The organism is Piscinibacter defluvii (genome assembly GCF_004011805.1).
Classification (GTDB): Bacteria; Pseudomonadota; Gammaproteobacteria; order Burkholderiales; family Burkholderiaceae_C; genus Piscinibacter; species Piscinibacter defluvii.
This window is the reverse complement of record NZ_ML137196.1, coordinates 147,134-158,417: the sequence shown is the minus strand read 5'-3', so window position 1 is coordinate 158,417 and position 11,284 is coordinate 147,134. Positions and strand designations below refer to the sequence as shown.

Here is an 11,284-nt window from a genome sequence, read left to right as displayed (position 1 = left end):
GCCGGCCTTGTCCTATCATAATAACTAACCAGTTACATACGATTCGGGTTCTCCCTCGGATCGGTTCACCAAGGAGACAAACGTGGAGCTGTCCACCGAACACCGGCAGGTCGCCGACATGGCGCGCCGCTTTGCCGACGACCTGGTCCGCCCCGAGGCCGAGCGGCTCGACCGCGAGGAGGTCTTCGCCGGCGACATCTACCGAGCGATGGGCGAGAACGGCCTGTTCGGCATCACCGTGCCGGAGGCGCTCGGCGGCGCGGGGCTGGACTGCCTGGCCTACAGCATCGTGATGGAGGAGCTGAGCCGCGGCTACGCATCGATCGCCGACCAGTGCGGCCTGGTCGAACTGGTGACGACGCTGCTGGTGCAGCACGGCAGCCCGGCGCAGCAGGACCGCTGGATCGGCCCGATCGTGCGCGCCGAGAAACGCGCCGCCTACTGCATCACCGAGGCCGGCGCCGGATCGGACGTCTCCGGCATCAAGACCACCGCGGTGAAGCAGGGCAGCGGCTGGCGCCTGAACGGCGCCAAGCTGTGGATCCACAACGCTCCGGTGGCCGACGTGGGCTTCGTGCTCGCGCGCACCGACCCGGCCGCCGGCAAGCGCGGCATGAGCATCTTCGTGGTGGACTGCGCGCTGCCCGGCGTGACCCGCGGGCCCAAGGAGCACAAGCTCGGCCAGCGCTCCTCGCAGGTCGGCGAGCTGAACTTCGAGAACGTCGAGCTCGGCCCCGAGGCGCTGCTCGGCACCGAGGGCCGCGGCTTCCACATGATGATGAGCGTGCTCGAGAAGGGACGCGTGGGCATCGCCTCCCTGGCGGTGGGCATCCTGCAGGCGGCGCTCGAGGCCTCGCTCGAGCAGGCCAGGATCCGCAGGCAGTTCGGCCAGGCGATCGCCGAATTCCAGGCCATCCAGTTCATGCTCGCCGACATGGCCAAGGACACCGAGGCCGCGCGGCTGCTGGTGCGCTCGGCGGCCGGCAAGATCGACGCCAGGCTCGACGCCACCGCCGCCGCCTCGATGGCCAAGTGCTTCGCCGGCGACGCCGCCGTGCTGCACACCGGCAATGCGATCCAGATCTTCGGCGGCAGCGGCTACATCCGCGGCTACGAGGTCGAGCGGCTCTACCGCGACGCGAAGATCACGCAGATCTACGAGGGCACGAACCAGATCCAGCGCGTCATCATCGCGCGCAAGCTGCTCTCGGCATGAGCATGGGCACGACCGCACCCGTCGCCCTCGTCACCGGCGCCTCGCGCGGCATCGGCCGCGCCACCGCGCTGGCGCTGGCGGCCGAAGGTTTCGACATCGCCGCGCTGGCGCTGGGAGACACCGATCGGCTCGCCACGCTGGCCGGCGAACTCGACCGCCTCGGCCGCCGCTGCCTCGCGCTCGACGCCGACATCGGCGACACGGCGCGCCACGCGGCCCTCGTCGCGCAGGTGCGCGCGGCGCTCGGCCCGATCGCCTGCCTCGTCAACAACGCCGGCGTCTCGGTGCTGCAGCGTGGCGACCTGCTCGAGGTGAGCGAAGCCAGCTACGACCGCTGCTTCGACATCAACACCCGCGGCACCTTCTTCCTGACGCAGGCGGTGGCGCGCTCGATGCTCGGCGATCCGGCGCCGGAAGGCCGGCACCGCAGCATCGTGTTCGTCACCTCGTCGAACGCGGTGGCGGCCACGGTCGAACGCGGCGAGTACTGCATGTCCAAGACCGCGCTGTCGATGGCTGCGCGGCTGTACGCCATGCGCCTAGCGAAGCACGGGATCGGCGTGTACGAGGTGCAACCCGGCCTGATCCTGACCGAGATGACGGCACCCTCCAAGCCCAAGTACGACGCGCTGATCGCACAGGGCATGACGCTCGACCCGCGCTGGGGCCAGCCGGAGGACGTGGCGCGGGTCGTGCGCACCATGGCCGCCGGCCTGCTGCCCTATACCGTGGCGCAGGACGTGCGCGTCGACGGCGGGCTGCTGATGCAGCGCTTCTGAGAGGCCGGCCATGCGCACCCTGACGGGCCGGCTCGACCGGTGCTGCATCAACACCGCGACGCTCGGCCACCGCGAGCCGATCGAGCGCATCGCCGAGCGCGTGGCGCGGGCCGGCTTCGGCTTCGTCACGCCGTGGCGGCGCGAGATCGACGAGGCGCATCCGCAGCGCGCCGCCGCGGCGATCCGCGCCGCGGGACTGAAGCTCGGCGGCTACTGCCGCACGACCTACTTCAGCGCCGACGACGCGGCCGGCCGGCGCGCCGCGCTCGACGACAACCGCCGCGCGATCGAGGTCGCGGCCGAGCTCGGTGCGCCGCTGCTGGTGGCAGTGGTCGGCGGCCTCGCGCCGAACTCCACCGACCTGCGCGGCGACCGCCAGGCCATCCTCGACGGCATCGCGGCGCTGCGGCCGACGCTGCGCGCGTGCGGTGTGACGCTCGCGCTCGAGCCGCTGCACCCGTTCTACGCGGCCGACCGCAGCCTGCTCAGCACGCTGGCGCAGGCGGTCGACTGGTGCGAGGCGCTGGACGACGGCGGGCCGAGTTGCATCGGCATCGCGCTGGATGCCTACCACGTCTGGTGGGACCCGGCGCTCGACACCTCGATCGCCCGGGCCGGCCCGCACCTCGCCGCCTTCCACGTCTGCGACTGGCGGCGCGAAACGCGCGACCCGCTGCTCGACCGCGGGATGATGGGCGACGGCGTGATCGACCTGCGCGGCCTGCGCGCCGCGGTCGAGGCCACTGGCTTCAGCGGCCCGGTGGAGGTGGAGATCTTCTCGCGCGACGACTGGTGGCAGCGCGACCCCGACGAGGTGCTCGCGACCTGCGCCGAGCGCCTGCAGCGCTGCTGCTGACGGGCACCGGGCACACGACGTTCGCGACGCAACACGGGCTAGGGTTTGACCTCCTCGCGCATCAAGTAACTGTTCATATACTTCATTCCACTTCTCCGGAGCCCCACCATGCCGAGCCTGCTGCTGCCGACCCCCGATGGACGCACCGCGTCGTACCGGCTCGTCGGCACGCCCTGGCCCGCCGCGCGGCCGGCCGTGCCCTTCAACCGCGTGGTGTTCTCGGCCGCGCACGTGGTGGCCGACCCGTTTGCCGACGGCGACCCGTCGGCCGGCGGGGCGATCGACTGGGACGGCACGCTCGCCTACCGGCGCTACCTGGCCGACCTGGGCCTGGGCATCGCCGAGGCGATGGACACGGCGCAGCGTGGCATGGGCCTCTCCTGGCCGCAGGCGCTCGAGCTGATCCGCCGCACGCGCGAGGCGCTCGCCGGCAGCGGCGTGCCGGTGTTCAACGGCTGCGGCACCGACCACCTCGACCCGGCCGAGGTGACCACGCTCGACGACGTGGTGGCCGCCTACCTCGAGCAGGTCGACGCGATCCAGGCCGCGGGCGGCCGGCTGATCGTGATGGCCAGCCGCGCGCTCGCCCGCATCGCGCGCACGCCGGACGACTACCTCGCGGTCTACCGCCGCGTCCTGGCCCGCGCCGAGCAGCCGGTGGTGCTGCACTGGCTGGGCGACATGTTCGACCCGGCGCTGGCCGGCTACTGGGGCACGAGCGACCTCGACGCCGCGCGCGACGTGGCGCTGGCGGTGATCGCCGAATCCACCCGCAAGGTCGACGGCATCAAGATCTCGCTGCTCGACAAGGATCGCGAGATCGACATGCGCCAGCGCCTGCCGGCCGCCGTGAAGATGTACACCGGCGACGACTTCAACTACCCGGAGCTGATCGCGGGTGACGCCCAGGGCTTCTCGCATGCGCTGCTGGGCATCTTCGACGCCATCGCGCCGGCGGCCTCGGCCGCGCTCGCCGAGCTGGCGCAAGGCCGCCGCGAGCGTTTCCTCGAGATCCTGGCACCCACGGTGCCGCTGTCGCGCCGCATCTTCGGCGCGCCGACGCGCTTCTACAAGACCGGCGTGGTGTTCCTCGCCTACCTGAACGGCCACCAGCGCCACTTCACGATGCTCGGCGGCCACCAGGCGATGCGCGCGCTGCCCTACTTCGTCGACGTGTTCCGCCTCGCCGACCTGGCCGGCCTGCTGCGCGACCCGGAGCTGGCCACGCTGCGCATGAAGCGTTTCCTGCAGCTCCACGGCGTCGAAGCCTGAGGCCAGCGCCCATGGGCACGATCAAGCTCGCGCGGCGCGGCCAGGTGCTCGAGGCCACCCTCGAGCACCCCGGCAAGGCGAATGCGATCGACCGGGCGATGCTCGCCAAGCTCGACGAGCTGGTCGAGCGCGTGCAGGCCGACAGCGGCATCCGCGTGCTGGTGCTGCGCGGCACGCCCGGCGGAAGCTTCTCGGCGGGCGCCGACGTGCGCGACTGGGCGCCGCTCAGCCCGGAGGAGTTCGGGCGCGACTGGATCGCGCAGGGCAACCGCATCTTCCGCCGCTTCGAGCAGCTGCGCTGTCCGACCGTCGCGGCCATCGAGGGCGCGTGCTTCGGTGGCGGGCTGGAGCTGGCCTTGTGCGCCGACCTGCGCCTCGCGTCCGAGCCGGCACGTTTCCGCTTCCCCGAAACCGGCATCGGCGCGATCCCCGGCTGGGAAGGCGGGCCGCGCCTGGCACGGATCGCCGGCCGCGGGCGCGCCCTCGAGGCGGTGCTGACCGGGCGCGAGCTCGACGCCGCCACGGCCTTGCAGTGGGGCCTGGTCAACGCGGTGCACCCGGCGGAGCGTTTCGCCGCAGCGCTGGCGGCGCTGGTCGAGCAGCTCTGCGCGGTCTCGCCGCGCGCGGCGGCGCTCGCCAAGCAGGCGATCGTCGGCGAGCACGAATCCGAATCCTTCCACGCCCGGGCCGGGCGCGAGATCAAGGCCAGCGCCGACGCCGAGACCGGCCTGCGCGCCTTCTTCGACAAGCGCCCGGCGCGCTTCTGAACCCTTCTCGGAGACACCATGACCGCCGCCACCTTGCCCCGCGAGCCGCGCCGCTTCCGCATGTACATCGACGGCCGCTTCACCGACGGCAGCGGCACGGCGGTGATGACCCGCTCGAGCCCCGGCCACGGCGTGCCGGTGGCGCAATGGCCGTCGGGCAGCGCCGAGGACGCGCAGGCCGCGATCGGCGCCGCACGCGCGGCCTTCGACCGCGGCCCCTGGCCGCGCCTGTCGGCCGGAGAACGCGCGAAGGTCCTGTTCAAGGTGGCCGACCTGATCGAGCGGCATGCCGACGAGCTCGGCCTGATCGAATGCCTCGAGACCGGCAAGCCGATCACTCAGGCGCGCGGCGAGATCCGCGGCGCGGTCGACGTCTGGCGCTTCGCCGCCGGCGCGGCGCGCTCGATGGCCGGCGAGACGCTCAACAACCTCGGCGAGCGCGTGCTGGCGCTGGTGCTGCGCGAGCCGATCGGCGTGATCGGCGTGATCACGCCGTGGAACTTCCCGTTCTTCATCCTGGCCGAGCGGCTGCCGTTCATCCTGGCGGCCGGCTGCACCGCGGTCGTCAAGCCGGCCGAGGCGACCAGCGGCACCACGCTGCGCCTGGCCGAACTGCTGCACGAGGCCGGGCTGCCGCAAGGCGTGGTCAACGTGGTCAGCGGGCGCGGTTCGGTGGTGGGCCAGGTGCTGCTGGACAGCGACCGGGTCGACATGGTGTCGGTCACCGGTTCCACCGCCACCGGCCGCAAGGCAATCGCGGCCTCGGCCGGCAACATCAAGAAGCTCGGGCTCGAACTCGGCGGCAAGAACCCGCACCTCGTGTTCGCCGACGCGAACCTGGACGACGCCGCCGACGGCGTGGCCTTCGGCATGGCCTTCAACGCCGGCCAATGCTGCGTGGGCGGCAGCCGGCTCGTGGTGCAGCGATCGGTGATGGACGCCTTCGTGGCCAGGCTCGCGGAAAAGCTGCAGCGCGTGCGCGTCGGCGACCCGCTGGACGAGCGCACCCAGGTCGGCGCGCTGTTCGACGGCGCGCACATGGACAAGGTGCTCTCGTACATCGACGGCGGCGTGAAGGCCGGCGCGCGCCTGGTCTGCGGCGGCGGCCGCACCGGCTCGCGCGAGGGCTTCTTCGTCGCGCCCACGCTGCTCACCGACGTGCCCGCCGGCACGCCGCTGCTGCGCGAGGAGATCTTCGGCCCGGTGCTGGCGGTGCTGCCCTTCGACAGCGACGAGGAGGCGGTGGCGATCGCCAACGACACCGAGTTCGGCCTCTCCGCCTCGATCTGGACGAGCGACCTGACGCGGGCGCTGCGCGCGATGCGCGAGGTGCAGGCCGGCCGCGTGTGGGTCAACACCACGCTGGACAACGGGCCGGAGACGCCGCTGGGCGGCATGAAGCAGTCCGGCCTGGGCCGTGACGCCGGGCTCGCGGGCATCGAGGAGTACACCGAGGTGAAGACCGCGCACATCAACCTGCAGCCTCGGACCCACTGGGTGAGCTGACATGGCCGCCGAACACGACTACATCGTCGTCGGCGGCGGCTCGGCCGGCTGTGCGCTGGCCGCGCGGCTCTCGGAAGACCCGCAGCGCCGCGTGCTGCTGCTCGAGGCCGGCCCGGAAGACACGAACCGCTTCATCCACCTGCCGGTGGGCTTCGCGAAGATGACCTCGGGCCCGCTGACCTGGGGCCTGAAGACCGCGCCGCAGAAACACGCGATGAACCGCGAGATCGTCTATGCGCAGGCGCGTGTGCTGGGCGGCGGCGGCTCGATCAACGCGCAGGTCTACACGCGCGGCTGCCCGGAGGACTACGACGCCTGGGCCAGCGAGTTCGGCTGTACCGGCTGGAGCTTCGCCGACGTGCAGCCGCTCTTCCTGCGCTCCGAGGACAACGACACCCTGGCCGGCGAGACGCACGGCATCGGCGGGCCGCTGGGTGTCTCGTCGCTGGCGCCGCAGCCGCTCACGCGGGCCTTCGCCCAGGCCTGCCAGCAGCTCGGCATGCCCTACAACCCGGACTTCAACAGTGGCCGCCAGGCCGGCGCCGGCGCCTACCAGACCACCATCCGTGGCGCCAGGCGCTGCTCCGCGGCCGTGGGCTACCTGCGCCCGGCGCTGGCGCGCAGGAACCTGACGCTGAAGACCGGCGCGCAGATCAGCCGCATCGTGGTGGAGAAGGGCCGTGCGGTCGGCGTCGAGATGCTGGACAACGGCCGGCCGGTGCTGATGCGCGCGGCGCGCGAGGTGCTGGTCACCGCCGGCGCCATCGGCTCGCCCTGGCTGATGCTGCGCTCGGGCCTCGGCCCGGCCGACGAGTTGCGCGCGCTCGGCATCGCCGTCGCGGCGGACCTGCCCGAGGTGGGCAGGAACCTGCACGACCATTTCGGCATCGACATCGTCTACGAACTGAGCGGCCCGCACAGTTTCGACAAGTACAACAAGCCGCACTGGATGGCCTGGGCCGGCCTGGAGTACGCGCTGTTCCGGAAGGGCCCGGTCGCCTCCAACATCGTCGAGGGCGGCGCCTTCTGGTACGCCGACAAGACGGCGAAGACGCCCGACCTGCAGTTCCACTTCCTGGTCGGCGCCGGCGTCGAGGAGGGCGTGCCGAAGATCGAGAGCGGCTCGGGCGCGACGATGAACTCGTACACCTTGCGCCCGCGTGCCCGCGGCTCGGTGACGCTGCGCTCGGCCGACCCGGCGGTGCTGCCGGTGGTGGACCCGAACTTCCTCGGCGACCCCTACGACCTGAAGACCTCGACCGAAGGCCTGCGCCTGAGCCGCGAGATCTTCGCCCAGTCGGCGCTCGCGAAGTACGTGCGCAAGGAGCACTTCCCCGGCGGCCAGGTCACGACGCAGGCCGAGCTGGAGCTGTACGCGCGCCAGTACGGCCGCACCTCCTACCACCCGGTGGGCACCTGCCGCATGGGCGGCGACGCACGCTCGGTGGTCGACCCGCAGCTGCGCGTGCGCGGCGTCGAGGGTCTGCGCATCTGCGACAGCTCGGTGATGCCGCGGCTCGTCAGTTCCAACACCAACGCGCCCTCGATCATGATTGCGGAGAAGGCCTCCGATCTGGTGCGGGCCTCGGAGACCACGCGATGATCAGACACCTCGTGCTGCTGCGCTTCACCGAGGCCGCGAACGACGCGAAACGCGCCGAACTCGCCGCCGACTTCGCCTCGCTGGCGTCGCAGATCGCATTCATCCGCGGGCTGGAGTGGGGCGTCAACGTCAGCCCCGAGGGCCTGGACAAGGGCTTCACGCACGGCTTCGTCGTGAGCTTCGCCAGTGCCACCGACCGCGACGCCTACCTGCCGCACCCGGCGCACCAGGCCTTCGTCGAGCGGCTCAAGCCCTGGCTGGCCGACGTGCTGGTGCTGGACTACGAGGTGGGTGCGTGAAGGACACCATGCGCGCCGCCGTGCTCACCCGGCCCGGCCGCTTCGAGCTGCGCGAGGTGCCGGTGCCGGCGCTCTCGGCCAGCGACGTGCTGATCCGCGTCGAGCGCTGCGGCCTGTGCGGCACCGACATCCACATCTTCAAGGGCCACTACTCGGCCGACAGGCTGCCGCTGATCCCGGGTCACGAGTTCTCGGGCCATGTCGCGGCGCTTGGCGCTCAGGTGCATGGGCTGCAGATCGGCCAGCCGGTCACCGCCGACATCAACCTCGGCTGCGGCCAGTGCTTCTACTGCCGCAAGAACGAGGTCCTGAACTGCCGGGCGATGGTGCAGCTGGGCATCCATGTCGATGGCGGGCTGGCCGAGTACGTGCGCGTGCCGGCGCGCCACGTGGTGCCGGTGCCCGACGGCACGCCGGTGGAACTCGCCGCATTGACCGAGCCGGTGTCGTGCATCGTGCGGGCCGTCAAGCGCAGCCGGCTGCGGCTGGGCGAATCCGTGCTGATCCTCGGGGCCGGGCCGATCGGCAACCTGCACCTGCAGCTGGCGCGTCAGTGCGGCGCGGCGCCCCTGATCGTGTCCGAGCCGAACCCGGGCCGCGCGGCCTGGGCGCGTGCGAGCGGCGCCGACCTCGTCGTCGAGGACCCGGCGACGCTGCGCGAGCGCGTGCTCGCGCTGACCGACGGCCGCGGTGCCGACCTGGTGATCGAATCGGTGGGTGCGCCGGCGCTGTACGAACTGGCCTTCGAGCTGGTGCGCCCGGGCGGCCGCGTGCTCGCCTTCGGCCTGGCCGAGCCGGGTGTGCAGGCGCACTACGAGCCCTTCCAGGTGGTGCTCAAGGAGCTCGGCCTGCAGGGCAGCGTGGCCGGCATGGGCGACGACATGCACGAGGCGATGACGCTGATCGCGCACCGCCGCGTGCTGCTCGGGCCCTTCGTCGAGACCGTCTTCCCGCTGGCGCGCATCGCCGAGGCGATGGACGCCTTCGTCTCGGACAGGCGCATCAACAAGGTCCAGATCGCCATCCACTGAACCGAGGATCGTGATGAACATCTACTTCCAGAAGAGCCACCAGCGTTCGTTCGGCACCTTCCCGCTCAAGGGCGACGAGCTGAAGGCCGCGCTGCGCACTGCGCTGGACGTCGGCTACCGTGCCATCGACACCGCGCAGATGTACGGCAACGAGGCCGAAGTCGGCGAGGTGCTGCGGGACTGCACCGTGCCGCGCAACGAGCTGTGCATCACCACCAAGGTGCACCCGGACGTGTTCGCGCCCGAGCGCTTCCTGCCCTCGGTGCAGGAGAGCCTGAAGAAGCTGAGGCTCGACCAGGTGGACGTGCTGCTGCTGCACTGGCCGCCCGTCGACGGCGACGTGGTGCCCTCGCTCAAGCTGCTGGAGCAGGCGCAGACGCTGGGGTTCACGAAGCATGTGGGCGTCAGCAACTACACCGCCGCGATGATGCGCACGGCGCGCGACACGGTCTCGGTGCCGATCGTCACGAACCAGGTGGAGTTCCACCCGCTGCTGGACCAGTCGACGCTGCTCGCGGCGGCCACGGAGACCGGCATCCCGCTGTCGAGCTACTGCTCGGTGGCGCGCGGCGAGGTGTTCAAGCACACGCTGTTCGGCGAGATCGGGGCCGGCTACGGCAAGAGCGCCGCGCAGGTGGTGCTGCGCTGGATCCTGCAGAAGGGCGTGCCGATCAACACCATGTCGACCAAGGCGGCCAACATCCGCGCCAACTTCGAGGTGATGGACTTCACCTTGTCGAGCGTCGACATGGACCGCATCGATGCGCTGAACGCCACCGGCTACCGCATCGTCGACAAGCACCTGGTGCCCTGGGCACCGGTGTGGGACTGAACCCGTCACGGAGACCACCATGCTCGTGAACCAGAAACGCAAGTTCGGCCGCGTCGACCTCGAGGTCACGGCGTTCGGCTTCGGCACCGCACCGATCGGCAACATCTTCACGCCCATTCCCGAGGACGAGGCGCAGGGCATGATCCAGGCGTCGTGGGACGCCGGGGTGCGCTACTTCGACACCGCGCCGATGTACGGCCATGGCCTGGCCGAGCTGCGCACCGGCCATGGCCTGCGCTGGAAGAAGCGCGACGACTACGTGCTGTCGTCCAAGGTTGGCCGCCTGCTGACACCCGCCCCGCGCGCGAGCATCGACTTCGCGCCCTGGGCCGATGCCGCCCCGTTCACGATGCGCTTCGACTACAGCTACGACGGCACGATGCGTTCGTTCGAGGACTCGCTGCAGCGCCTGGGCCTGGAGCGCATGGACATCTGCTTCATCCACGACATCGACCGCTTCACCCGCGGCAACGATCAGCCGGCGGTGTTCGAGCAGGCGATGGACGGCTGCTGGCGCGCGCTCGAGAAGCTGCGCAGCGAGAAGCTGGTGAAGGCGATCGGCGTCGGCGTCAACGAATGGGAGGTGTGCCACGAGGCCCTGAAGCGGCGCGACTTCGACTGCTTCCTGCTCGCCGGCCGCTACACGCTGCTCGAGCAGGATTCGCTCGACGAGTTCCTGCCGCTGTGCGAGCAGCGCGGCGCGGCGGTGGTGATCGGCGGCGGCTTCAACTCCGGCATCCTCGCCACCGGCGCGAAGCCCGGCGCGAAGTACAACTACGCGCCGGCGCCGCAGGCCATCCTCGACAAGGTGGCGAAGATCGAGGCCGTCTGCGCCGACTACCGTGTGCCGCTGCCGGCCGCCGCGTTGCAGTTCGTCGTGGCGCACCCGGCGATCCCGTCCTTCATCGCCGGCACGCGCACGGTGGCGCAGCTGCAGCAGAACCTCGCCTGGTTCAACCACCCGATCCCGGCCGACTTCTGGGCCGAACTGAAGCGCCGCGGCCTGCTGCGCGAGGACGCGCCCGTCCCGCTCGCCGCGGCCTGAGTCGGCCGATTACGGACTAACCCTGTGGCGCAGGGCGAGTCCACCTCCTAAAGTAAATAACTAGCTAGTTACGACAGC

Annotated in this window: 11 protein-coding genes; all 11 read left to right on the top strand. The window is 71.2% G+C overall.

The window, feature by feature from the left end; all coding sequences use genetic code 11:
- Positions 1-82: 82 nt before the first annotated feature.
- A complete protein-coding gene (locus tag D9C15_RS00705) occupies positions 83-1,216 on the top strand; it encodes an acyl-CoA dehydrogenase family protein (protein WP_127995508.1) in 1,134 nt (377 codons plus the stop codon).
- Positions 1,213-1,995 (top strand): 3-ketoacyl-ACP reductase, encoded by a 783-nt coding sequence (locus D9C15_RS00700; protein ID WP_127995507.1) that lies wholly within the window; start codon positions 1,213-1,215, stop codon positions 1,993-1,995. Before D9C15_RS00705 ends, D9C15_RS00700 begins: the two co-directional genes overlap by 4 nt.
- A 10-nt stretch (positions 1,996-2,005) precedes the next feature.
- The gene (locus D9C15_RS00695; protein ID WP_127995506.1) at positions 2,006-2,851 is read left to right on the top strand and encodes a sugar phosphate isomerase/epimerase family protein; all 846 of its coding nucleotides are present in this window, start codon (positions 2,006-2,008) and stop codon (positions 2,849-2,851) included.
- Between the two features lie 108 nt (positions 2,852-2,959).
- The gene (locus D9C15_RS00690; protein WP_127995505.1) at positions 2,960-4,123 is read left to right on the top strand and encodes a dihydrodipicolinate synthase family protein; all 1,164 of its coding nucleotides are present in this window, start codon (positions 2,960-2,962) and stop codon (positions 4,121-4,123) included.
- An 11-nt stretch (positions 4,124-4,134) separates the two neighbouring features.
- On the top strand, positions 4,135-4,890 hold the full coding sequence (locus D9C15_RS00685) for an enoyl-CoA hydratase/isomerase family protein (RefSeq protein WP_127995504.1): 756 nt from the start codon (positions 4,135-4,137) through the stop codon (positions 4,888-4,890).
- An 18-nt stretch (positions 4,891-4,908) separates the two neighbouring features.
- Positions 4,909-6,396, top strand: a complete 1,488-nt coding sequence (locus D9C15_RS00680) for an aldehyde dehydrogenase family protein (RefSeq protein WP_240668242.1) — start codon at positions 4,909-4,911, stop codon at positions 6,394-6,396.
- A 1-nt stretch (position 6,397) separates the two neighbouring features.
- Positions 6,398-7,999, top strand: a complete 1,602-nt coding sequence (locus tag D9C15_RS00675) for a GMC family oxidoreductase (RefSeq protein WP_127995503.1) — start codon at positions 6,398-6,400, stop codon at positions 7,997-7,999.
- Entirely contained in the window at positions 7,996-8,298 is a 303-nt protein-coding gene (locus tag D9C15_RS00670; protein WP_127995502.1) for a Dabb family protein, read from the top strand. Before D9C15_RS00675 ends, D9C15_RS00670 begins: the two co-directional genes overlap by 4 nt.
- Positions 8,295-9,329, top strand: coding sequence for a zinc-dependent alcohol dehydrogenase (locus D9C15_RS00665; RefSeq protein ID WP_205854698.1), 1,035 nt, complete (start codon positions 8,295-8,297; stop codon positions 9,327-9,329). The genes D9C15_RS00670 and D9C15_RS00665 overlap by 4 nt, the downstream gene beginning before the upstream one ends.
- 13 nt (positions 9,330-9,342) lie before the next feature.
- Positions 9,343-10,161 (top strand): aldo/keto reductase, encoded by an 819-nt coding sequence (locus tag D9C15_RS00660; protein WP_127995501.1) that lies wholly within the window; start codon positions 9,343-9,345, stop codon positions 10,159-10,161.
- A gap of 19 nt (positions 10,162-10,180) precedes the next feature.
- Positions 10,181-11,206, top strand: coding sequence for an aldo/keto reductase (locus D9C15_RS00655; RefSeq protein WP_127995500.1), 1,026 nt, complete (start codon positions 10,181-10,183; stop codon positions 11,204-11,206).
- Positions 11,207-11,284 lie beyond the last annotated feature (78 nt).